Source organism: uncultured Bradyrhizobium sp. (assembly GCF_947648125.1).
GTDB lineage: Bacteria > Pseudomonadota > Alphaproteobacteria > Rhizobiales > Xanthobacteraceae > Bradyrhizobium.
Genome location: NZ_CANSMR010000007.1, coordinates 1 through 22,846, shown reverse-complemented (window position 1 = coordinate 22,846; position 22,846 = coordinate 1). Strand labels below are relative to the sequence as shown.

General features: G+C 64.6%; 25 protein-coding genes and 1 other RNA gene. 18 read left to right on the top strand and 8 right to left on the bottom strand.

The window, feature by feature from the left end:
* The first annotated feature begins 70 nt into the window (after positions 1–70).
* From rpmH to dapE, 11 genes are all read left to right on the top strand, one after another.
* Positions 71–205 carry a 50S ribosomal protein L34 gene (gene rpmH, locus Q0030_RS14780; protein WP_008542748.1) on the top strand — a complete coding sequence of 45 codons (135 nt, stop codon included), beginning with the start codon at positions 71–73 and terminating at the stop codon, positions 203–205.
* Between the two features lie 32 nt (positions 206–237).
* The gene (gene rnpA / locus Q0030_RS14775) at positions 238–648 is read left to right on the top strand and encodes a ribonuclease P protein component (RefSeq protein ID WP_298368127.1); all 411 of its coding nucleotides are present in this window, start codon (positions 238–240) and stop codon (positions 646–648) included.
* A 3-nt stretch (positions 649–651) separates the two neighbouring features.
* The gene (yidC, locus tag Q0030_RS14770) at positions 652–2,541 is read left to right on the top strand and encodes a membrane protein insertase YidC (RefSeq protein ID WP_298368124.1); all 1,890 of its coding nucleotides are present in this window, start codon (positions 652–654) and stop codon (positions 2,539–2,541) included.
* Positions 2,542–2,698: 157 nt separating this feature from the next.
* Positions 2,699–3,352: a ribosome biogenesis GTP-binding protein YihA/YsxC gene (yihA, locus tag Q0030_RS14765; protein ID WP_298368121.1), complete on the top strand. Its 654-nt coding sequence runs from the start codon at positions 2,699–2,701 to the stop codon at positions 3,350–3,352.
* Positions 3,349–3,717, top strand: coding sequence for a DUF423 domain-containing protein (locus Q0030_RS14760; RefSeq protein ID WP_298368118.1), 369 nt, complete (start codon positions 3,349–3,351; stop codon positions 3,715–3,717). Before yihA ends, Q0030_RS14760 begins: the two co-directional genes overlap by 4 nt.
* A gap of 109 nt (positions 3,718–3,826) precedes the next feature.
* Positions 3,827–4,720 (top strand): acetylglutamate kinase, encoded by an 894-nt coding sequence (argB, locus tag Q0030_RS14755; RefSeq protein WP_029083632.1) that lies wholly within the window; start codon positions 3,827–3,829, stop codon positions 4,718–4,720.
* Between the two features lie 164 nt (positions 4,721–4,884).
* A complete protein-coding gene (locus tag Q0030_RS14750) occupies positions 4,885–5,871 on the top strand; it encodes a DUF1036 domain-containing protein (protein WP_298368113.1) in 987 nt (328 codons plus the stop codon).
* A gap of 162 nt (positions 5,872–6,033) precedes the next feature.
* Entirely contained in the window at positions 6,034–6,726 is a 693-nt protein-coding gene (locus Q0030_RS14745; RefSeq protein ID WP_298368110.1) for a pyrimidine 5'-nucleotidase, read from the top strand.
* A 128-nt stretch (positions 6,727–6,854) separates the two neighbouring features.
* Positions 6,855–7,700 carry a 2,3,4,5-tetrahydropyridine-2,6-dicarboxylate N-succinyltransferase gene (dapD, locus tag Q0030_RS14740; protein ID WP_298368107.1) on the top strand — a complete coding sequence of 282 codons (846 nt, stop codon included), beginning with the start codon at positions 6,855–6,857 and terminating at the stop codon, positions 7,698–7,700.
* A gap of 70 nt (positions 7,701–7,770) precedes the next feature.
* On the top strand, positions 7,771–8,355 hold the full coding sequence (locus tag Q0030_RS14735) for a DUF805 domain-containing protein (protein WP_298368105.1): 585 nt from the start codon (positions 7,771–7,773) through the stop codon (positions 8,353–8,355).
* A gap of 49 nt (positions 8,356–8,404) precedes the next feature.
* A complete protein-coding gene (dapE, locus tag Q0030_RS14730; protein WP_298368103.1) occupies positions 8,405–9,559 on the top strand; it encodes a succinyl-diaminopimelate desuccinylase in 1,155 nt (384 codons plus the stop codon).
* Between the two features lie 202 nt (positions 9,560–9,761).
* On the opposite strand, the gene truA is transcribed toward dapE, so the two are convergent.
* The 3 genes from truA to def all read right to left on the bottom strand — a co-directional run bounded on the left by truA (position 9,762) and on the right by def (position 12,096).
* Positions 9,762–10,499, bottom strand: coding sequence for a tRNA pseudouridine(38-40) synthase TruA (gene truA, locus Q0030_RS14725; protein WP_298368100.1), 738 nt, complete (start codon positions 10,497–10,499; stop codon positions 9,762–9,764).
* Positions 10,499–11,434 carry a methionyl-tRNA formyltransferase gene (gene fmt, locus Q0030_RS14720; protein WP_298368097.1) on the bottom strand — a complete coding sequence of 312 codons (936 nt, stop codon included), beginning with the start codon at positions 11,432–11,434 and terminating at the stop codon, positions 10,499–10,501. Before fmt ends, truA begins: the two co-directional genes overlap by 1 nt.
* 134 nt (positions 11,435–11,568) lie before the next feature.
* Positions 11,569–12,096, bottom strand: coding sequence for a peptide deformylase (gene def, locus Q0030_RS14715; protein WP_076864526.1), 528 nt, complete (start codon positions 12,094–12,096; stop codon positions 11,569–11,571).
* A gap of 170 nt (positions 12,097–12,266) precedes the next feature.
* Here def and rmuC point away from each other — a divergent pair, with 170 nt between their 5' ends.
* From rmuC to Q0030_RS14700, 3 genes are all read left to right on the top strand, one after another.
* Positions 12,267–13,475, top strand: coding sequence for a DNA recombination protein RmuC (gene rmuC, locus Q0030_RS14710; RefSeq protein ID WP_298368091.1), 1,209 nt, complete (start codon positions 12,267–12,269; stop codon positions 13,473–13,475).
* Between the two features lie 269 nt (positions 13,476–13,744).
* Complete coding sequence (locus Q0030_RS14705; RefSeq protein WP_298368088.1) at positions 13,745–14,050, top strand: GIY-YIG nuclease family protein; 306 nt, start codon at positions 13,745–13,747, stop codon at positions 14,048–14,050.
* A gap of 78 nt (positions 14,051–14,128) precedes the next feature.
* Positions 14,129–15,499 carry an AmpG family muropeptide MFS transporter gene (locus Q0030_RS14700; protein ID WP_298368086.1) on the top strand — a complete coding sequence of 457 codons (1,371 nt, stop codon included), beginning with the start codon at positions 14,129–14,131 and terminating at the stop codon, positions 15,497–15,499.
* Between the two features lie 293 nt (positions 15,500–15,792).
* On the opposite strand, the gene Q0030_RS14695 is transcribed toward Q0030_RS14700, so the two are convergent.
* From Q0030_RS14695 to ffs, 5 genes are all read right to left on the bottom strand, one after another.
* Positions 15,793–16,221: a hypothetical protein gene (locus Q0030_RS14695; protein WP_298368083.1), complete on the bottom strand. Its 429-nt coding sequence runs from the start codon at positions 16,219–16,221 to the stop codon at positions 15,793–15,795.
* A 147-nt stretch (positions 16,222–16,368) separates the two neighbouring features.
* Positions 16,369–16,974, bottom strand: coding sequence for a recombination mediator RecR (recR, locus tag Q0030_RS14690; protein WP_298368081.1), 606 nt, complete (start codon positions 16,972–16,974; stop codon positions 16,369–16,371).
* A gap of 97 nt (positions 16,975–17,071) precedes the next feature.
* Complete coding sequence (locus Q0030_RS14685; RefSeq protein WP_176534103.1) at positions 17,072–17,392, bottom strand: YbaB/EbfC family nucleoid-associated protein; 321 nt, start codon at positions 17,390–17,392, stop codon at positions 17,072–17,074.
* Between the two features lie 21 nt (positions 17,393–17,413).
* On the bottom strand, positions 17,414–19,267 hold the full coding sequence (locus tag Q0030_RS14680; protein WP_298368076.1) for a DNA polymerase III subunit gamma/tau: 1,854 nt from the start codon (positions 19,265–19,267) through the stop codon (positions 17,414–17,416).
* A 112-nt stretch (positions 19,268–19,379) separates the two neighbouring features.
* An RNA gene (ffs, locus tag Q0030_RS14675) (signal recognition particle sRNA small type) lies at positions 19,380–19,476 on the bottom strand.
* Between the two features lie 111 nt (positions 19,477–19,587).
* Between ffs and Q0030_RS14670 the strand changes: the two genes are divergently transcribed.
* The 4 genes from Q0030_RS14670 to Q0030_RS14655 all read left to right on the top strand — a co-directional run bounded on the left by Q0030_RS14670 (position 19,588) and on the right by Q0030_RS14655 (position 22,667).
* Positions 19,588–20,007, top strand: coding sequence for an HIT family protein (locus tag Q0030_RS14670; protein WP_028335945.1), 420 nt, complete (start codon positions 19,588–19,590; stop codon positions 20,005–20,007).
* Between the two features lie 6 nt (positions 20,008–20,013).
* Positions 20,014–20,964, top strand: a complete 951-nt coding sequence (nudC, locus tag Q0030_RS14665) for an NAD(+) diphosphatase (RefSeq protein ID WP_298368074.1) — start codon at positions 20,014–20,016, stop codon at positions 20,962–20,964.
* A 178-nt stretch (positions 20,965–21,142) separates the two neighbouring features.
* Complete coding sequence (locus Q0030_RS14660; RefSeq protein ID WP_298368071.1) at positions 21,143–22,090, top strand: sugar kinase; 948 nt, start codon at positions 21,143–21,145, stop codon at positions 22,088–22,090.
* Positions 22,091–22,166: 76 nt separating this feature from the next.
* Complete coding sequence (locus tag Q0030_RS14655) at positions 22,167–22,667, top strand: Lrp/AsnC family transcriptional regulator (protein ID WP_024578797.1); 501 nt, start codon at positions 22,167–22,169, stop codon at positions 22,665–22,667.
* The last annotated feature ends 179 nt before the right edge of the window (positions 22,668–22,846 follow it).

The following is a 22,846-nucleotide window of genomic DNA, read 5'->3' as shown; positions in this document are numbered from 1 at the left end:
TGGGCCCGCCAGCATCATCGGACTCCATCTCAATACAACGGCAAATTGCCCGGTCAGCGGAGAATTACCCGTGAAGCGGACTTATCAACCCAGCAAACTGGTGCGCAAGCGCCGTCACGGCTTCCGCGCCCGTCTCGCCACGGCCGGCGGCCGCAAGGTCCTCGCTGCGCGCCGCGCGCGTGGCCGCAAGCGCCTGAGCGCCTGAGCCCGGACGTCTCCTCTCCGGAGATACCCATTATGGATCGGCTAAGGCAGCGGGCGGATTTCCTCGCCGTTGCCAATGGCGCACGGGCGAATACCGCAGCTTTTGTGCTGCAGGGCCGCCGCCGCGACGATCAGGGCCCGATCCGCGTCGGCTATACCGTCACCAAGAAGAACGGCACCGCGACCGAGCGTAACCGCATCCGCCGCCGGCTTCGCGAAGTGATAAGACGGGTCGATGCCGTATTCATGCGGCCGCACCATGATTATGTGCTAGTCGGCCGTCGTGACGCGCTGACCCGCGACTTTGCGACCATGATTGACGACCTGCGGTCGGCGCTGCGCCGCCTCGACCGGCCTGCGCCCAAGAATGGTACCAACAAGACGGGTACCAACAAGGCAGGTAACAAAAGCGCGCCCAATCCGAATGGAATGACGAGACCCTAAGAGATGTCCGACAACCGCAACACGATCATCGCCGTCATTCTGTCGGGCCTCGTCCTGATCGCCTGGCAATATTTCTATAACGTGCCGCAGATGGAGAAGCAGCGCGAGGCGCAGCGCCAGGCCGAGCTGTTGAAGCCGGCGCCGCAGGCGACCCCTGGTGCCGCTGCTGGCGCCGCTCCGGGAAGCGCAACGACGCCCTCCCCGGCACCGGGCAGGCCTGCTGCCGACGCTCCGGTGGCGAGCCGCGAGACGGCGCTCGCGGCCGGCCCGCGCATCAAGATCGAGAGCCCGCGCATCATCGGCAGCATTGCGCTGAAGGGCGCCCGGATCGACGATCTTTCGCTGGTCCAGTTCCGCGAGACGGTCGACCCGACATCGCCGGCCATCGTGCTGCTGTCGCCGTCGGGCACCGCGGAGCCTTATTATGCCGAGTTCCTGTGGCTGACCGCCAGCGGCTCGTCGGTGAAGACGCCTGACGCCGAAACCGTCTGGCAGCAGGAGGGGTCGAACAGCCTGTCGCCGAGCACGCCGGTGGTTCTGAAATATGAGAACGGCCAGGGCCTGACCTTCCGCCGCACCATCTCGATCGACGATCGCTACCTCTTCAGCATCAAGGACGAGGTCATCAATCAAGGCAGCGCGCCGGTGACGCTGTATCCGTTCGGGCTGATCTCGCGCGGCGGCAAGCCGCCGGTCTCCGGTTACGCGATCCTGCACGAAGGCCTGATCGGCTATCTCGGCGAACAGGGCCTGCAGGAATACACCTACAAGAATATCGACGACAGCAAGATCCCGACCGGCGAAGACTCGCGTGGCGTCAAGTTTGACAACGTGACCAACGCCTGGTTGGGCATTACCGACAAATACTGGGCGACAGCCCTTCTGCCGGACACCAACGCCACCCTGCAAACGGCCCGTCTTACCAACGACCAGGCATCCGATCCGCGCGCCAAGCGCTATCGGGCCGACTACATGCTCGGCGCGCAGACCATCCCGATCGGCGGCACCGGCGTTGCCAACGCGCGGCTGTTCGCCGGCGCGAAGGAGGCCGCCACGGTCGGCCTCAACTTCCCGCTGGTCGGCTTCGGCGGCTACAACAAGCAGCTCGGCCTCAACCATTTCGATCTGCTGATCGACTGGGGTCACTTCTACTTCATCACCAAGCCGATGTTCCTGGCACTCGACTGGTTCTATCGCCTGGTCGGCAATTTCGGCATCGCGATCCTCTTGGTGACCGTGATCGTGAAGCTGTTGTTCTTCCCGCTCGCCAACAAGTCCTACGCCTCGATGGCGAAGATGAAGTCGGTGCAGCCGCAGCTGCAGGCGCTGAAGGAGCGCTATCCTGACGACCGCGTGAAGCAGCAGCAGGAGATGATGGAGATCTACAAGAAGGAGAAGATCAACCCGATCGCCGGTTGTCTTCCCGTCGCCTTGCAGATTCCGGTGTTCTTCTCGCTCTACAAGGTGCTGTTCATCACCATCGAAATGCGGCACGCGCCGTTCTTCGGCTGGATCAAGGACCTCTCCGCGCCCGATCCGACCAATCTGTTCACGCTGTTCGGGCTGATTCCGTTCGACCCGATCGCGCTGCTCGGACCGCATTTCGGCGCCTATCTGGTGATGGGCATCTGGCCGATCATCATGGGCATCACGATGTGGGTGCAGATGAAGCTCAACCCGGCGCCGCCGGATCCGACCCAGAAGATGATCTTCGACTGGATGCCGCTGATCTTCACCTTCATGCTGGCCGGCTTCCCGGCGGGTCTCGTGATCTACTGGGCCTGGAACAACACGCTCTCCGTGCTGCAGCAGAGCTTCATCATGCGCAAGAACGGCGTGAAGGTGGAGTTATTCGACAATCTGAAGTCGACCTTCGCCAAGAAGCCGACGTAGCTTCCTGCGCCCGCTCTATCACTGCGTCATGCCCGGCCTCGTGCCGGGCATCGACATATTGGAGACCAGCAAAACGTTGACGCGGATGGGCGGGTCGTCTTACGCCAAGGCTGCGCTTCGGGCTTTCGCCTGGCCACGATGAAATGGGATCCTTCGCATGACCGCCGAACCTGATGCGGAGCTGATCGAGCAGGGGCGAAAGCTGTTCGCCGGCGACTGGCGCTTCATCTGGGCCTCGCCCTCGATCGAGACGCTGCCGCCGATGACCGGCCTCGAGGTCGCCTTTGCCGGCCGCTCCAATGTCGGCAAGTCGAGCCTGATCAACGCGCTGACCGGCCGCAATGCGCTCGCTCGCACCTCGCACACGCCCGGCCGCACCCAGGAACTGATCTTCTTTGAGGGCCCGGAAAACGCGGACATTCGTCTCGTCGACATGCCGGGCTACGGCTACGCCTCGGCGCCGAAGACCAAGGTGGCGTCGTGGACGGCGCTGATCCACAAATTCCTGCTCGGGCGCGCGACGCTGGCGCGGGTCTATGTGCTGATCGACGCCCGTCACGGCATCAAGGACGTCGATCTCGACGTGCTGAAGACGCTGGACAAGTCCGCGGTCAGTTACCAGGTCGTGCTGACCAAGGCCGACCAGGTCAAGGCCGGCGAACTCAAGACCGTCACCGCCGAAACCATCGCGACGCTCGCAAAACATCCCGCCGCGTTCCCCGAAGTGCTGGTGACCTCGTCGCGCACCGGCGACGGCATGCCGGAGCTCCGCGCCGCCATGGTACGCCTGATCGAGGAGCGGCGCCGATGAACGGCGCATCCCGTCTCCTGATCGGCCTTGCCGCCGTGATGGGCGCCTGCGGCGTGATGCTGGCGGCGGCCGCGGCCCATTTGCCGGATGCCACGCGGCTGGCGTCGGCGTCCTCAATGCTGCTGTTCCATGCCACCGGCGCCATCGCAGCCATTGCGGTCGCGGAGCGCGCGATCGTTCATCTGAAGCTCGGCATCGTGGCGGCGGCAGGCTTCGTCATCGCGGCGTCATTGTTCGCGGGCGATCTCACGCTACGCCAATATGGCGGCCATGGCCTGTTTCCGATGGCGGCTCCGACCGGCGGAACGCTGCTGATCCTGAGCTGGCTGGTGCTGGCGGTTTCGGCCATGTGGCCGAAGCGGTGATCACTGCCTTCCTTCTCCCCTTGTGGGAGAGGTTTGAAGACAGCTTTGCGCCCTGCCCGGCAATCAGATAGAAACGCGCCCGTCCCTCCGCTGACGTGAGACCAGCCCCATGACCGACCAGCACATCAGCCCGCTCGATCAGGCCCGCATCCTGTCCGAGGCGCTGCCGCACATGCAGGAGTATGACGAGGAAACCATCGTCATTAAATATGGCGGCCATGCCATGGGCGCCGAGGACACCGCCAAGGCGTTCGCGCGCGACATCGTGCTGCTCGAGCAGACCGCGATCAATCCGGTGGTCGTACATGGCGGCGGGCCGCAGATCGCGACCATGCTGAAACGCCTCGGCATCCAGTCGGAATTCGCCGCGGGGCTGCGCATCACCGATGCCGCGACCATCGAGATCGTCGAGATGGTGCTGGCGGGCTCGGTCAACAAGCAGATCGTCGGCTACATCAACGAGGCCGGCGGCAAGGCCGTGGGCCTCTCCGGCAAGGACGGCAACATGGTGAAGGCGTCGAAGACGACGCGCACCATGGTCGATCCCGATTCCAACATCGAGAAGGCGGTCGATCTCGGCTTCGTCGGCGACCCCGAGAAGGTCGACCTCACGCTGCTCAATCAGCTGATCGGCTATGAGCTGATCCCGGTGCTGGCGCCGCTGGCGACCTCGCAGGACGGCCAGACGCTGAACATCAACGCCGACACCTTTGCCGGCGCGATCGCGGGCGCATTGAAGGCCAAGCGCCTGCTGTTGCTGACCGACGTGCCCGGCGTGCTCGACAAGTCCAAGAAGCTGATTCCGGACCTGTCGATCAAGGAAGCCCGCAAGCTGATCGCCGACGGCACGATTTCCGGCGGCATGATCCCGAAGGTCGAGACCTGCATCTACGCGCTCGAACAGGGCGTGCAGGGTGTCGTCATCATCGACGGCAAGACCCAGCACGCGGTGCTGCTCGAGCTCTTCACCAACCAGGGCACCGGCACGCTGATCCATAAGTAATGGCAAGGACGGCGACGCGCATATGGGCCGTCATGGCCGGGCTTGTCCCGGCCATCCACGTCTTGTTTGCCGGCCGAGAGAAAGACGTGGGTGCCCGGGACAAGCCCGGGCATGACGACCAGAGGACGCCGCGACGTCACCGCTCTGCAGTGACACGCATTCTGATGCCGCTGCCTGCTACTGTGGCTTCGTTCCTGTTCTCGGCGGCGCCGGCGCATGCCGATCTCAAGCTCTGCAACCGCATGAGCTATGTGATCGAGGCCGCGATCGGCATCGACGACAAGGCCGCGACAGCGACGCGCGGCTGGTTCCGGATCGATCCCGCCACCTGCCGCGTCGTGGTGCAGGGTGCGCTCACCGCGGACCGCGTGCTGCTCAATGCGCGCGCCCTCGGCGTCTACGGCGCGTCGCCGATCCCGCAGAACGGCACCGACACACTCTGCGTCGCGCAGGACAATTTCGTGATCGCCGCCGCGCGGCAATGCCGCTCCGGCCAGACACCGGCGCAGTTCACCCAGATTACGCCGACGCAGACCGATGACGGCAATCTTGTCGCCTATCTCGCCGAAGACAGCGAGTATGACGACGAGCAGGCGCGGCTCGCCGGCATCCAGCGCCTCTTGGTGATCGCAGGCTATGACGCGGCGCCGATCGACGGCGTCGACGGGCCGAAGACCCAGAGCGCGCTCTCCGCATTCCTCAAGAGCCGCGGGCTTGCCAGCGACATCGTGCAGTCGCCGAACTTCTTCACCACCATGGTCGATGCCGTGCAGAAGCCCTCGCCGTCGGGACTGACCTGGTGCAACGACACGCCGCACAAGGTGATGGCCGCGGTTGCGACCGACGACGGCAAGATGGTGACCAGCCGCGGCTGGTATCGGATCGACCCCGGCAAATGCCTGCACCCCGACGTGTCGGGCACGCCGAAGCAGATCTATTCCTTCGCGGAAGCCGTCGACGGCGACAACCGCGCCATCCGCATCAAGGACAAGCCGCTGAACTGGGGCGGCGCGGTGCTGCTCTGCACCCGCGAAAGCAAGTTCGAGGTCAACGAGCAGGGCGACTGCGCGACCCGCGGCCTCATCGCGCTCGGCTTCACCACCGTCGACATGACCAGCGGCGGCAAGACGCTGCGCTTTGCGATGCCGTGACTGCTTCTTTCGTCGTCCCTGCGAAAGCAGGGACCCATAACCACAGACCTACGTTTTGCAGTTGTCTATGTCCCCAAGCGAAGGTTACTCCCATCTTGCTCAATAATGACCGGCACGGCGTATGGGTCCCTGCTTTCGCAGGGACGACACGCGGAGAAAGCCATGACTAAAACTCCCCGCAGCTTCGGCCATGTCGAGACCTGGGTGTTCGACCTCGACAACACGCTGTACCCGCATCACGTCAATCTGTGGCAGCAGGTCGATGCGCGGATCGGCGAGTTCGTCGGCAACTGGCTGAAGATCTCGCCCGAGGAAGCACGGCGGCTGCAGAAGGACTATTACCTGCGCTACGGCACCACGATGCGCGGCATGATGACCGAGCACGGCGTGCAGGCCGACGACTATCTCGCCTATGTGCACAAGATCGACCATTCGCCGTTGCAGCCGAATCCGACAATGGGCGCTGCGATCGCCAAGCTGCCGGGGCGCAAGCTGATTCTGACCAACGGCTCGGTCGATCATGTCGACGCGGTGCTGGGCCGGCTCGGCATCTCCAACCATTTCGACGGCGTGTTCGACATCATCGCCGCCGACCTCGAGCCGAAACCGGCGCCGCAGACCTACCAGAAGTTCCTCAGGCTCCACGACGTCGATCCGTCGAAGGCTGCGATGTTCGAGGACCTCGCGCGCAATCTGGTGGTGCCGCATGAGCTCGGCATGACCACCGTGCTGGTGGTGCCCGACGGCAGCCAGGAGGTGGTGCGCGAGACCTGGGAGCTCGAAGGCCGCGACGCCGCCTATGTCGACCACGTCACGGACGATCTCACCGGGTTCTTGCAGCGGCTGAAGCCCTGATCTCTCCCCACGTCGTCCGGGCCTGCGCCAGGACGACGTGGGAGTTTGCCTTGACTCCGCAGCCCCAAATTCCGAAAAAGCCCTGCAAAATTCCCGTCATATCCCCGATACGCCCAAGGATTGTCCCGATGTCGCTGTCCGCCCTCGAAACCACCGTCAACACCGCGTTCGACGCCCGCGAAGGCATTTCGACCTCGACCAAGGGTGAGGTCCGCGAGGCCGTCGACCATGCGCTGGAGCTGCTCGACAAGGGCGAAGCCCGCGTCGCCGAGCGCGAGGCCGGCGGCAAGTGGAAGGTCAATCAGTGGCTGAAGAAGGCGGTGCTGCTCTCGTTCCGCCTCAACGACATGGGCCAGATCGCGGGCGGCCCGGGCAAGGCCTCGTGGTGGGACAAGGTGCCCTCGAAGTTCGAGGGCTGGGGCGAGAACCGCTTCCGCGACGCCGGCTTCCGCGCCGTGCCGGGCGCGATCGTGCGCCGCTCGGCCTTCATCGCCCGCAACGTCGTGCTGATGCCCTCCTTCGTCAATCTCGGCGCCTATGTCGATGAGGCCACCATGATCGACACCTGGTCGACGGTCGGCTCCTGCGCCCAGATCGGCAAGCGCGTGCACATCTCCGGCGGCGTCGGCATCGGCGGCGTGCTCGAGCCGCTGCAGGCCGAGCCCGTGATCGTCGAGGACGACTGCTTCATCGGCGCGCGTAGCGAGGTCGCCGAGGGCGTGATCGTGCGCAAGGGCGCGGTGCTGTCGATGGGCGTGTTCCTGGGCGCCTCGACCAAGATCGTCGACCGCGAGACCGGCGAGATCTTCGTCGGCGAGGTCCCGGAATATGCCGTCGTGGTGCCGGGCACCCTGCCGGCCAAGCCGCTGAAGAACGGCCAGCCAGGACCTGCCACCGCCTGCGCCGTGATCGTCAAGCGCGTCGACGAGCGCACCCGCGCCAAGACCAGCATCAACGAGCTGCTGCGGGACTGATCGAACCAATTTCGATCTGACGCCGACAAAACTCCGGGCCGCGAAACATTGCTGCTGTCCGGAGTTTTTCATGGACTGGGCCAATTACCTGTTCGGCTTCAAGGGCCGCGTCAACCGGGCCAAGTTCTGGCTCGCAGCGCTGATCATCGTGTGCTGGATGATATTCCTGGCCGCGCTGGTGATCTCGGCAGGGCTCGGCGGCAAGGACGGGTTTGGCTTCAATGTCGACGACATCTTCCGGGTGTTCGACCCGGACAGCTACAGATCGCTGACCCTTGCCCGATTGCCCACGCTGCTGGTCAAGGCCAGCGGGACAGTGCTGTTCGTCTGGGTCTATATCGCGGTCTCGATCAAGCGCCTGCACGACCGCGACAGAAGCGGCTGGTGGATGGTCCCGTTCTTCGCGATCCCGGGCCTCATGAGCCAATTCTCGGACCGGCTTCCCGATGATTCCTACTGGGTGATGGCCGCGGGCGCGATCGTCTTCGTGCTCTATATCTGGGGCTTCATCGAGCTCGCCTTTCTGCCCGGCACCTCGTACCCCAATCGCTATGGCCCCAATCCGCTTGGAAAAACCCATGTGAGCCGAGGCGGCGACCGCGGCAACGGGTCGCGCTCCAGGCAGGGCTGGGATCAGCAGAGCGAGCTCGAATGATGCCGCACAAAGCTGGTCCACCCGCGGTGTGACGTGTTAAGCGAGGCGCATGAGTGATGCCGTCTCGATTACCCGCGATCTGGTTCGCTGCCCCTCCGTCACCCCGGCCGACGCCGGCGCGCTTGGCGTTCTTGAAAATTTGCTGAAAAACGCGGGCTTCCACGTCCACCGCGTGACGTTCTCCGAGCCCGGCACGGCCGATGTCGACAATCTCTATGCCCGCATCGGCAGCACGGCACCGCATATCACCTTTGCCGGCCATACCGACGTGGTGCCGCCGGGCGATGAAGCGGCGTGGACGCTCGGCGCGTTCTCCGGCGAGGTCAAGGACGGCTATCTCTACGGCCGCGGCGCCGTCGACATGAAGGGCGGCATCGCCTGCAGCGTCGCCGCCGTGCTGCAGTATCTGCAGGATCATGCCGGCAAGGCAAACGGCTCGATCTCCTTCCTGATCACCGGCGATGAGGAAGACGTCTCGATCAACGGCACCGTCAAGCTGTTGAAATGGTGCGCCGACCGCGGCGAGAAGTTCGACCATTGCGTGCTTGGCGAGCCCTCGAATGTCGAGGTGCTCGGCGACATGATCAAGATCGGCCGGCGCGGCTCGCAGTCCGGCACGCTCATTGTCGATGGCGTGCAGGGCCACGTCGCCTATCCTCACCGCGCCTCGAACCCGGTGCCGGATATCTCGCGGCTGATCGTGGCGCTGAGCGACGAGCCGCTCGATCACGGCAGTGCGCAATTCCAGGCCAGCAACCTCGAATTCACCACGGTCGATGTCGGCAACACCGCAAGCAATGTGATCCCCGGCCAGGCGCGGGCGAAGTTCAACATCCGCTACAACGACAACCACACCCAGGAAAGCCTGCGGCAGCTGGTCGACGAGCGGCTGGCCAAAGCCTGCGGCAACCGCATCCGCGCCCATATCGACTGGATGCCGTCGAACTCGAACGTGTTCGTGACCCAGCCCGGCCCGTTCACCGATCTTGCGGTCGCCGCGATCGAGGAGATCACCGGCCGCAAGCCGGAGCTGTCCACCTCGGGCGGCACCTCGGACGCGCGCTTCATCTCCAGCTATTGCCCGGTGATCGAATTCGGCCTGGTCGGCCAGACCATGCACCAGATCGACGAGCGCACGCCGGTGGCCGATCTGGAGAAGCTGACGAAGATCTATCGCGGCGTGCTGGACAGGTATTTTGCGTAATCCAGCCGCTCGGCTGGACAAAAACATCGAAAACAACCCCATGCACAGTAGGGATTGGGGTCACCTGTAATTCACCCGCACCAGATACAGCGTGCTAGTCCGTAGGATGGGTAGAGCGCAGCGAAACCCATCATGTGCACCACGGATTCGAGGTGATGGGTTTCGCTTCGCTCTACCCATCCTACCAGATCATTCACACCGCCTAATAATCCACCCGCATCAGATAGAGCCCGTCCGGCGGCGCGACGGGGCCGCAGGCGGCGCGGTTGCGGGCGGCGAGCGCGCCAAAGAGATCGTCCGCGCTCCAGCGGCCCTCACCGACCCAGACCAGCGAGCCCACCATCGAGCGCACCTGGCTGTGCAGGAACGAGCGCGCCGACGTCACGATGTTGATGGCGTCGCCCTCGCGCATGACGTCGAGCTGATCGAGCGTCTTCTCCGGCGACTTGGCCTGGCACTCGGTGTCGCGGAAGGTGGTGAAATCGTGCTTGCCAAGCAGTCGCTGCGCGGCCTCGTGCATCGCGTCAGCATCGAGCGCGCGCGGCACGCGCCAGACGCGGCCGATGTCGAGCGCGAGGTTCGCGCGAGTGTTGGTGATGCGATAGAGATAGTGCCGCTTGATCGCCGAGAACCGCGCCTCGAATTCGTCGGGCACGATATCGGCCGCGAGCACGCCGATCGGATTCGGCCGCAGATGCGCGTTCAGCCCGTCGCGGAAGCGGCCGGGCGGGAAATGCTTGGCGATGTCGCAATGCGCGACCTGGCCGCGCGCATGCACGCCGGCATCGGTACGCCCTGCGCCGTGGACGCGCACGTCCTCGCCGCAGATCGCCTTGACCGCCGTCTCCAGCGCGCCCTGCACGGTCGGCGCGGTGTCCTGGATCTGCCAGCCGGAGAACGGCGTGCCGTCATATTCGATGGTGAGCTTGTAGCGGGGCATCAGGCGAGCCGCGCGGGCGGCTTCAGCGGCGTGCCGCGCAGGAAGTCCGCCGCCTTCATCGGCGCCTTGCCGGCGCGCTGCAGTTCGAGGATCCGGACCGCGCCATCACCGCAGGCGATCGCAAAATTGTCGTCGAGCACATCGCCCGGTTCGCCCGCGCCTTTCGCCAATTCGCAGCGCAGGATTTTCAGCCGCACCGGCTCACCCTCGCCCAAAAGCTCGCACCAGGCGCCGGGAAACGGCGACAGCCCGTGAATGTGCCGCAGCACCGCATGCGCCGGCTGCCTCCAGTCGATCCGCGCCTCGGCCTTCTCGATCTTGGCGGCATAGGTGACGCCGTCCGCGCTCTGCTTGGTCAGCTGCAACCCGCCGCGCTGCAGCCCACCCATCGCGCGCACCATCAGATCGGCGCCGAGCGGCGCCAGCGCGTCGTGCAGGTCGGATGCCGTCATGCCGTCCGAGATCGGCAGCCGCTCGGCCATCGCGACGTCGCCGGTGTCAAGGCCGACATCCATCTTCATCACCATCACGCCGCTTTCGGCATCGCCCGCCATGATGGCGCGGTTGATCGGCGCGGCGCCGCGCCAGCGCGGCAACAGCGAAGCATGCAGGTTGAAGCAGCCGAGCTTCGGCGCATCGAGGATCGCTTGTGGCAGGATCATGCCATAGGCGACGACCACGGCGGCATCCGCGTCATGCGCGCGAAACTCGTCGAGCGCTTCCGATGTCTTCAGCGTTTTCGGCGTCAGCACGGGAATGCCGAGGCGGCGTGCCTCCTGCTCGACCGGCGTCGGCTGCAACTGCAAGCCGCGCCGGCCGCCCGGCTTCGGCGCGCGGGTGTAAACCGCCACGACCTCGTGGCCATGGGCCACCAGCTCCAGCAGCGTCGGCACCGCGAAATCGGGCGTGCCCATGAAGATCAGACGGAGAGGCATGCGGTCAGATTCTTCCGGGAGGATCCAATCTTCGTCATGGCCGGGCTTGTCCCGGCCATCCACGTCTTTGGTCTCCCAGAAGGAAGACGTGGATGCCCGGGTCAAGCCCGGGCATGACGGCGGAGTGCGCGCCGTTACTCCGCCGCGCGCTTGGCGGCCTTCTCGAATTTCTTGAAGACGCGGTCGCGCTTGAGCTTCGACAGATAGTCCACGAACAGCACGCCGTTGAGATGGTCGATCTCGTGCTGGATGCAGGTGGCGTAAAGCCCTTCCGCATCCTCCTCATGCAGCTTGCCGTCGAGGTCGGTGAAGCGCAGGCGCACCCGCGCCGGGCGCTCGACTTCCTCGTAATATTCAGGGATCGACAGGCAGCCCTCTTCGTAGACCGACAGCTCTTCCGAGTGCGAGATGATCTCCGGATTGATGAACACCCGCGGCTGCGGCGTGGTCTCGCCGTTCTCATCGCGCTTGGCGAGGTCCATAGTGATCAGCCGCAGCGGCTGCGCGACCTGGATCGCCGCCAGCCCAATGCCGGGCGCGTCATACATGGTCTCGAGCATGTCGTCGGCGAGCTTGCGGATCTCCGGCGTCACCTTCTCGATCGGTTTCGACACCAGACGCAACTGCTTGTCCGGCAGGATGATGATTTCTCGTAATGCCATGGCGGCGATTTAAGCTGCTGACTTCATGGGGTCAATGCGCTCAGGAACCGGTTAAGGCGGCCTTAACCACGTTTCTTTACGCAAGATTAACCAAGGAATTTAAGGGAGTGTTTACCATAAATGTTCCCTTTTCGTTCGGTGACGTCTCCGAATCGGCTACAACGGCCCCCATGAATGAGATTCTGCTCACGATTGGCGACTTCCCGGTCCGTGTCTCCGACGCCTTGATCGGCCTTGGCGCGCTGGCGCTGATCCTGCTGTTCGCCATCGCCGTGGTGATCGCGCGCGCCAGCCGGCGCGGCGCGGAACTCGCGATGGCCCAGGCCATTCGCGCCGACGAGCTGGAGGAGCGGCTTGCCGACATGCTGCGGGCCCAGAGCGAGGCCTCAGGACGGGTCGACGCGATGGGGCAGGCACTGGCCGGCCGCCAGGCCGAGATGGCCCGCGCCGTCAACGAGCGGCTCGATTCGGTGACCCACCGGGTCGGCCAATCGATGGAACAGACCACCCGCAACACGATGGATTCGCTGCGCGTGCTGCACGAGCGGCTCGGCATCATCGATCACGCGCACAAGAACCTCAACGAGCTCACCACCCAGGTCACGACGTTGCGCGACGTGCTCGCCAACAAGCAATCGCGCGGCGCATTCGGCCAGGCACGGATGGAAGCGATCGTCCAGGACGGCATGCCGAAGGGCTCGTTCGAGTTCCAGTACACGCTGACGTCAGGCAAGCGGCCGGACTGCGTGGTGTTCCTGCCCGACCAGCGCCCGCTCTGCATCGACGCGAAATTCCCGCTGGAAGCCATGACCGCGCTGCACGACGCGCGCAGCGACGAGGAACGCAAATTCGCCAGCCAGCGGCTGCGCGCCGACGTGCTGAAGCATGTCAGCGACATCGCGGAGAAGTACCTGATCCCGGGCGAGACCCAGGACACCGCGCTGATGTTCGTGCCCTCGGAATCGGTCTATGCCGAAATCCATGACGGCTTCGACGACGTGATCCAGAAGGCCTATCGCGCGCGCGTCGTGCTGGTGTCGCCCTCGCTGCTGATGCTGGCGATCCAGGTGATGCAGCAGATCCTGAAGGACGCCCGCATCCGCGACGCAGCCGACCAGATCCGCAACGAGGTGATGCATCTCGGCGACGACCTCGGCCGGCTGCGCGAGCGCGTGCTCAAGCTGCAGACCCATTTCGGCCAGGTCAACGAGGACGTCAGGCAGATCCTGATCTCCGCCGACAAGATCGAGAAGCGCGCCGGCCGCATCGAAGAGCTCGACTTCAGCAAGTCCGAGACCCCGATCGAGGTCCCCCGCTTCGTCAAGCCTGCCGCCACCGACCTGTTCCCCGCCCCGCGCAAGCTGCAGGCGGGGGAGTGATGGTGCTTTACAAGTTGCTTGGCGCGCTCGCGCCACCCAATCGGTGTCATCGCCCGGCTTTATCCCGAAATAGCCGCAGGTGGCGGATAGGCCTCTGGGATACTGGATCGCCCGGTCGAGCCGGGCGATGACAGTCTTTTTGCGGCTGAATCTGGTAACACCGACCCTATGACCGCACCTAGTGATGTTGGATGACCGCAGATCGTGCGGCATGATCAGCTGTCATCGCCCGGCTTGACCGGGCGATCCAGTATCCCAGAGGCGGCAGTTTGGGGGCACGCAGCTACTACGTCTATATCCTCGCCAGCCGCACCGGCGGCACGCTCTACATTGGTGTGACAAATGATCTCATTCGCCGTGTGGGCGAGCACAAGTTGAAGTCGATCGAGAGTTTCACTGAGAAATATGACGTGGCGAAGCTCGTCTATTTCGAGCAATTCGATGATCCGGAGAACGCGATCAAGCGCGAGAAGCGACTGAAAAAATGGCCGCGCGCATGGAAAATCTCCCTAATTGAGAAGGACAATCCGGACTGGATCGATCTTTACCCGGAGATTGCCGCAGGTGGCGGATAGGCCTCTGGGATACTGGATCGCCCGGTCGGGCCGGGCGATGATAGTCTTTTTGCGGCCGAATCTGCTACCAACTGCCCTATGACCGCGCCCGAAGCGACCGCGACAAAGCCGGAAACGACCGTCCCTCCAGCCACCTCCTGGCGCGACAGCTTCGCGGTGTACTTGCAGCCGCGGGTGCTGATCGTGTTGCTGCTCGGCTTCTCGTCCGGCTTGCCGCTGGCGCTGTCGGGCTCGACGCTGCAGGTGTGGATGAAGGAGGCTGGGGTCGATCTCGGCACCATCGGGCTGCTCGCACTGATCGGCACGCCCTACACGCTGAAGTTCCTCTGGGCGCCGCTGGTCGATGCGCTGCACGTGCCGCTGTTCACGCAGATCTTCGGTCGCCGCCGCGGCTGGCTGCTGCTCTCGCAGCTGTTGCTGATCGCGACGATCCTGGTGCTGGCGCTGGCCGATCCGGCGCGATCGCCGTGGTTCGCGGCCTTTGCCGCGCTGCTGGTCGCAACCGCCTCGTCGACGCAGGACATCGTGGTCGACGCCTTCCGTGTCGAAAGCCTGCCCGAGAGCGAGCAGGCCGCCGGCATGGCGTCCTATGTGGCGGCCTATCGCGTCGGCATGCTGGTCTCGACCGCGGGCGCGCTGTTCATCGTCAGCGGCTTCGAGTCCGCCGGCCTGGCGCGCCCATCGGCGTGGATGTGGGGCTATGTGGTGATGGCCGCGCTGGTCGTGATCGGTATCGTCACCGCGCTTGCTGCGACCGAGCCTGTCCAATCGAAAGGCGCAGAGGCCGCCACGCATGCGCAGACCGCAGCGGAACGCGTCCTGCACGCGGCGCTCGGCGCGTTCTCCGAGTTCCTCAGCCGCAAGGACGCATTGGCGGCGCTCGCCTTTGTGGTGCTGTTCAAGTTCACCGACGCATTCTCGGGCACCATGACCGCGCCGTTCGTGATCGACATCGGCTTTTCCAAGGTCGATTACGCCGCGATCGTGAAGGGGGTCGGCCTCGCCGCAACCCTGATCGGCGGATTTGCCGGCGGCTTCGTGGCGCGGCGCTATTCGCTCGCGACCAGCCTGTGGATCGGCGGCGTGCTGCAGGCGGTCGCCAACCTCTCGTTCTCCTGGCTCGCGCATGTCGGCGTCGATCAATGGGCGCTCGCGCTTGCGATCACGGCGGAGAATTTCACCAGCGCGATCGGCACCGTGATCTTCGTCGCCTATCTGTCGGCGCTATGCCGCAATCCGCTGCACACCGCGACCCAGTATGCGCTGCTCACGGCGCTCGCGGCGGTCGGCCGCACCTATCTGTCATCGGGTGCGGGCTATGTCGCCAAGGCCGTCGGCTGGCAAATGTTCTTCGTGATCTGCGTGCTGGTCGCGATCCCCAGCCTGATCCTGCTCGCCTGGCTGCAACGGCGCGGGCATTTCGATGAGCTGGGGCCGGTGAGGGTTTAGCCCCCTGTCATCACCCGGCTCGACCGGGTGATCCAGTATTCCAGAGGCGTTCGTTGTTTGACGGAGAAGCCGCGGCACCACTCTCTCCGCGCGTCGTCCTGGCGAAGGCCAGGACCCATTACCCCAAATGCGAATTGTTGCGCGATGTCGGGGCCACGATCCATCCGACAAGCAAGGCCGGTGGTTATGGGTCCTGGCCTTCGCCAGGACGACGATGAGGATGGGTCGCAACTCAAGAAACAGCGCGGTGTCATTACCCGCGCAGCCGGGCGATGACACCGAAATTGAGGCGCTTACTTCGCGACCACGCTCCACTTGGTGACGATGGCTTCGCTCATCTCGCCGGCGTCCTGCGCGCAGGCGATCTCGTCGACCTTCACCGAGATGGCCTTGCCGGAAAGGCTCTTGAGCTGCGCGGCCTGGGCGTCGTTGGTCGGAATCAGCTGAAAAGTTTCCGGCCCGGTTTCGAGGTTGCAGAGACCGTTCGGCGGCGGCAGGCGGCGCGGCTCGCTGGTGATCTGGTAGGTCGCGACGCGCTTGCCGCGGTTCTTGGTGTCGCGCACCTTCATGACGCCGAGTTCCCCCGACAGCACGTCGCCGGCCCGAATCATCTTGCCGGGCTTCTGCGGCGCATCACTTTGCTGCGCGATCGCGCCGGACGCGGCGAACGTCACCGCCAGAAGCGCAAAGCCCAAGCATACGCCGAATCGGTGTGTCGTCATTTGCAGTGGTTCCGTATTTGATTCGTCAGAGCGTGAATGACCGTCCCCGAATCGTCATCCACCCTATCATTTTGTTTCAGTGCGATCTTTTCGACCTGTGACGGATCGCCTGGCGAACTCCGCTGCGTCCCGTTGCTGGATCGCTTGCTAGAACAGCGTCCGCTGTCGCATGGCAGCCGATAGCGTACCTTCATCGAGGTAATCAAGCTCTCCGCCGACCGGCACGCCATGCGCCAGCCGCGTCACTCGCACATTGGCCTCCGACAAGAGGTCGGTGATGTAATGCGCGGTGGTCTGCCCATCGACGGTCGCATTCAAGGCTATAATGATCTCGCTGACCTCCGCCGCATGCGCGCGCGCCACCAGCTGATCGATGGTGAGATCCTGCGGGCCGACGCCGTCGAGCGGCGACAGCGTTGCGCCGAGCACGTGATAGCGGCCATTGGTCGCATTGGCGCGTTCCAGCGCCCAGAGATCGGCGACATCGGCCACCACGACGATGATCGAGGGATCGCGGCGCGGATCGGTGCACACCGTGCAGGGGTTTTGTGTATCGATGTTTCCGCAGGTCTTGCAGACCTGGATCTTGTCGATCGCGACCTGCAGCGCAGCGGTGAGCGGCGTCATCAGGGCTTCGCGCTTCTTGATCAGATGCAGCGCCGCGCGCCGCGCCGAACGCGGCCCGAGCCCGGGCAGCCGCGCCAGCAGCTGGATCAGGCGTTCAATCTCGGGGCCGGCAACGCTTGCAGCCATTAGAGCATGATCCGGAAAAGTGTGGAGCGGTTTTCCGAAAAGATCATGCTCCAACAAAGAGCCAAGGCACGATGCTTCATCTTGATCTCGCCGCGCTTTAAGTCGGACCAAATCCCGGCGGCAGGCCGAGCCCGCCGGTGAGAGCCATCATCTTCTCCTGCATCGCCGTCTCGGCCTTGCGGCGCGCGTCGCCAAGTGCGGTGACGAGCAGATCCTCGAGCACCTCGCGCTCCTCCGGCTTCATCAGCGACGGATCGATCTTGATGCCCTTCACTTCCATCTTCGCGGTCATGCGCACGGCAACCAGGCCGCCGCCGGAAATGCCCTCGACCTCGACATTGCCGAGCTCTTCCTGCATCGCCTGCATCTTGGATTGCAGCTGCGCTGCCTGTTTCATCATGCCGAGAAAATCAGCCATGCGTGCGTTCCTATCGCCAGATCAATCGTCGTCACTGTCGGAAGTTTCAATCGGGTCTTCGCCGGTGGCATCCGCCACCGGAACCTCGGCGGCAAGGCGGCGGACCTCGACCACCTTGGTGCCGGGAAAGCGCGCCAGCACCTCCTGCACGCGCGGATCGGCCTCGGCAGCACGCTGATGCTCGCTGCGCGCCAATTCGTTCTGCGAACGCACCGTCGGCTGGCCGGCCGCGTTGGAGATGATCACGGTCCAGCGCCGCCCGGTCCACAGTTCGAGCTTGCGCGACAGATCGGTGACGAGCGCGCGCTGCGCCTTCGGCTCGAGTGCGATCTCGAGCTGGCCGTCCTCGATGCGCACCAGCCGCACATCGGCCTCCAGCGCGCTCTTGGTCATGATATCGCGCTTCTCGCCGGCGAGCGCGATCAGTTGCGGAAAGCTTGATATCCGCAGCGCCGGCGCGGCATCGGCGACTGGGGCTGCCATCTGCGGGCGCGTGGCGAGATCGGCGCGCGGCGAGGCCTGCGGCGCACGCACCGGCGCCGACGGCATTGCAGACATCGCCGAGGCCGGCGCGCCGCGCGGCGGTGACGACGCGGCGGAGCCTGCCGTCGCGAGGGCCGCGCCGCCGCCATTCTGCTCGATCATCCGGATCGCTTCATCCGGCGTCGGCAGGTCGGCGACATAGGCGATCCGCACCAGCACCATCTCGGCGGCAGCCGCCGGACGCGTCGCGGTCTGCACCTCGGCGATACCCTTGAGCAGCATCTGCCACATCCGCGACAGCACCCGCGTCGACAGCTTTGCGGCGAATTCACGCGCGCGCACCCGCTCGGTCTCGCCGAATGCGACATTGTCGGCCGTTCCCGGCACGAACTTCACGCGGGTGACGAAATTGACGAACTCGGCAAGGTCGGACAGCACCACCACCGGATCGGCGCCGACATCATACTGCGCGCGGAACTCGGCGAAGGCGCTGGCGAGATCGCCGCGCGCCAGCGAATCGAACAGATCGATCACGCGGGTGCGGTCGGCGAGGCCGAGCATCTGCCTGACCGCATCGGCCTTCACGAGGCCTGCGGCATGTGCGATCGCCTGGTCGAACAGCGACAGCGAATCGCGCACCGAACCCTCGGCCGCGCGCGCGATGATGCCGAGCGCCTCGGGCTCGACCTCGACGCCTTCCTTGGTCGCGATGTTGCCGAGATGCTTCATCAGCACGTCGGCCTCGACGCGGCGCAGGTCGAAGCGCTGGCAGCGCGACAGCACCGTGATCGGAACCTTGCGGATTTCGGTGGTGGCGAACACGAACTTGGCGTGCTCCGGCGGCTCCTCCAGCGTCTTCAGGAAGGCGTTGAAGGCCGCCGTCGACAGCATGTGGACTTCGTCGATGATGTAGACCTTGTAGCGCGCGCTGGCCGGCGCATAGCGCACGCTGTCATTGATCTGGCGGACATCGTCGACGCCGGTGTGGGAGGCAGCGTCCATCTCCAGCACGTCCATGTGCCGGCTTTCCATGATCGCCTGGCAGTGCACGCCGAGGTCGGGCATGTGGATGGTCGGCCCCTTCACCGAGCCGTCCGGCTTCGCGTAATTCAACGCGCGGGCGAGGATGCGGGCGGTGGTGGTCTTGCCGACCCCGCGGACGCCGGTGAGGATCCAGGCCTGCGGAATCCGCCCGGTCTCGAACGCGTTCGAGACGGTGCGGACCATGGCCTCCTGGCCGATCAGATCCTCGAAGCTGGAGGGGCGGTATTTGCGGGCGAGAACGCGGTACGGCTTGGCCGTATCCGGCGCGCCACCCAAATCAAAGCCGCCGTCAAGGCTTGCTTTGCCTGCGCCGTCGGACGGTTGGGAGGGGTCGCCAGCGTCATTCATGCATCGATCCGCAACTTGGGAATTGTCTCTTCGGCCGGCGTGCGGATAGGAGCCAAAATCGAGCGCCGGGCGCGGAGACCGCCATTCCAGCGCGATTCGCTCGGAAAAACAGGTAGGAGACTGACGAGCGACCCGATCCGGACCTCGTTAGGGCTGCTTCCTTCCGGACCTGACCCGGTTGGCGAGTGGCTCGTCCACCGCCAATCTCCCGGTCCCTATTTGGGGCCAAAACCGCCGGAAAGCAAGCGGCCTGACCCGGCTTTGTAAGGCTGGCTTTGTGGGGCTTGTCTGGGAACACGGAAAGGCATTACTTGCCCCTCATGCCCGCCTCCAATTGGTCGCTGCATTCGCAGCTCAAGAAAGACACCATCGACATCGGCGACTTGCCGCTGTGCAAGGTGCTCGTCATCAAGGATGCGCATTATCCCTGGCTGCTGCTGGTGCCGCGGCGCGACGGCGCGGTCGAGATCATCGACCTCGACGAGGTCGAGCAGGCGCAGCTGATGACCGAGATCACCCGCGTGTCGCGGGCCCTGAAAGAGGTCACCAAGTGCGACAAGCTGAATGTCGCAGCCCTCGGCAACCTCGTCCCGCAGCTTCACGTCCATGTCATCGCGCGCCGCACCAGCGACGCTGCATGGCCGCGTCCCGTTTGGGGCGTAATGCCGCCGCTGGCGCATGACGCCGAGGAAGTGCAAAATTTCATCAGCGCGCTTCGCCGCAAGATCTGGTTGGGTTGAAATTCAATGTCTGCATCCGATTCATTTCCGCTCGGCCAGCCGGCCTTCGTCACCCATGTGCTGGACCGCGCCGCGCACCTGCGCAGCAATGACGAGAAGCTGTTCGCGCTGGAAGGCCACCGCGAGGCTAGAGCCTACGTGATCTATCGCGACTCGCTGGTCGTGAAGCAGGAGGAAGGCGGGGCCCGCGCCTTGCTCTCGCTGGAGGAGGCCCGCGGCTTTGGCGCCAATCCCGGCACGATCTTCTTAGGGCTCCGCGATGCGGCGCCGATCTTCGGCATGGGGATCGCGCCGCAGGCGGCCGAGAAGCTGGTCGGGCGTCCTGATGTTGCGATCACCGAATTGCGCGGCATGGCGATGCAGGGCGTGGTGCCGCCGGAGCAGCTCTCGGCCATCGCGATGGCGAAATCGATGGTGACCTGGCATCAGCGCCACGGCTTCTGCGCGAACTGCGGCACCCGCACGGCTATGAAGGACGGCGGCTGGAAGCGCGAATGCCCGAGCTGCAAGGCCGAGCACTTTCCGCGCACCGATCCGGTCGTGATCATGCTGGTCACCTCGGGCGACAAGGTGCTGCTCGGCCGGCAGAAGCAGTTCATGCCCGGGATGTATTCCTGCCTCGCCGGATTCGTCGAGGCCGCCGAGACCATCGAGGATGCGGTCAGGCGCGAGATTTTCGAGGAGTCCGGCATCCGCTGCACCGACGTCAATTATTACATGACGCAGCCCTGGCCCTATCCGTCGTCGCTGATGATCGGCTGCACCGCGCGCGCGACCAACGAGGACATCGTGGTCGACCGCACCGAGCTCGAGGATGCGCGCTGGTTCGACCATGCGGAGGCGACGCTGATGCTCAAGCGCCAGCATCCCGACGGCCTTGCCGGCCCGCACCCGTTCGCGATTGCCCATCATTTGCTCGGCCGCTGGGTGCACCACCGAAATCCGTTGGACCAATAGCGGGAACCGGACATCGTTCTGCCGATTACATCTGCACACAGGTTGTGGCAGTTGGAGCATGATCCGGAAAAGTGCGAAGCGGTTTTCCGAAAAGATCATGCTCAAACAATGAGCTAAAGCGCGATGATGATCAGCCTGATCTCATCGCGCGAGCGGAACCATTGCGACGGACCCCTGCATGAACTTTCAAGACGGCGCCCCGAAAGTCCCGCCCCGCATCCTCTGCATCGGCCTGCCGGTGCGCGACCTGACCTTCCGCGTCAATGTTCCGGCGCGCGGCTCCAAGGAGAATGCGACCCATTTCGACGAGATCTGCGGCGGCAACGCGCTGAACGCCGCCATCGGCATCGTCCGGCTCGGCGGCCGCGCTTCGATCTGCGGGCCGATGGGCGATTCGCAGGAGACCTCGAGCCGCTACATCTTCGACAAGATGGCCCAGGAGGGCATCGAGACCAACCATCTGATCCACATGCCGGACCTGGTCACCCCGATCTCGGCGATCATGATCGACGACACCGGCGAGCGGACCATCGTCACCTTCCGCGATCCCGAGCTCTGGAAGGTCAAGCTGCCGCCGACCGAGCTGCTGCTGGAGGATTGCGCGGCGATCCTGACCGAAAGCCGCTGCGCGCCGTTCTGCACCGAGCTGTGCGCCGAGGCGGTCAAGCGCGGCATTCCCGTGGTGGTCGACGTCGACCGCGCGATGTCGATGCGGGAAGGACTGCTCACGGCCTCGTCCCATCTGGTGTTTTCCAGCGAGCCGCTGCAGCAGACCGCCGATGTCACCGACGACGGCCAGGCGCTGCAAAAGCTCGCCAAGCTCACCCCCTCCTTCCTGGCCGGCACGCGCGGCCCTCAGGGCACGATCTGGCTCAATGAGAAGGGCGGGCTCGAGGAGACGGCGGCCTTCCCGGTCCATACCGTCGACACGCTCGGAGCGGGCGACGTCTTCCACGGGGCGTTTGCCCTGGCGATCACCGAGAAGCAGGAGTTGCGGCAGGCGCTCCGCTTTGCCTCGGCCGCCGCAGCGCTGAAATGCACCCGGTTCGGGGGCGCTTATGCCGCACCGCAACGTACTGAAGTTGAAGCGTTTTTGGGCGAACACGCCGACGCGCGGCCGGCCTGACCGGCCACGACCCGCTTGATTTGGAAGATTTTTCTCTATATGAGGGAGTTTGAACCTTCATGTGGAACTTTCTTCTATGACCGATGTCGCCATTCAGCTTCACGACAACAATCGCCGCCTCGACGCCATCGATCGCAAGATCCTGACCGTGTTGCAGGAGGATGCCTCGCTTTCCGTCGCCGAAATCGGTGACCGGGTCGGGCTGTCGTCGACGCCGTGCTGGAAGCGCATCCAGCGGCTCGAGGCCGACGGCGTGATCTTGCGCCGCGTCGCGCTGGTCGATCAGAACAAGATCGGGCTCGGGATTTCGGTGTTCGTCTCGGTCGAGAGCGCCGACCATTCGGAAGCCTGGCTGCGCAAATTCGCCGACGCCGTCAGCGCCATGCCCGAGGTGATGGAGTTCTACCGGATGGCCGGCGATGTCGACTACATGCTGCGCGTCGTGGTCGCCGACATGCAGGCCTACGACGTCTTCTACAAGAAGCTGATCTCGGCGGTGCCGCTGAAGAACGTCACCTCGCGCTTCGCGATGGAAAAGATCAAGTCGGTGACGGCGCTGCCGGTGCCCGCGGCGTAAGTGGCACCCTCAGGCGTAGCGGCACACTCAACTGTCATCGCCCGGCTCGACCGGGCGATCCAGTACGCCGCGGCTTCTCGACTCAATCACAACCGTCTCTGGAATACTGGATCGCCCGGTCAAGTGTTCAGCCCGGGGACATGACCGACGGGTGTTCGGGGACATAGCCGACACTTTTT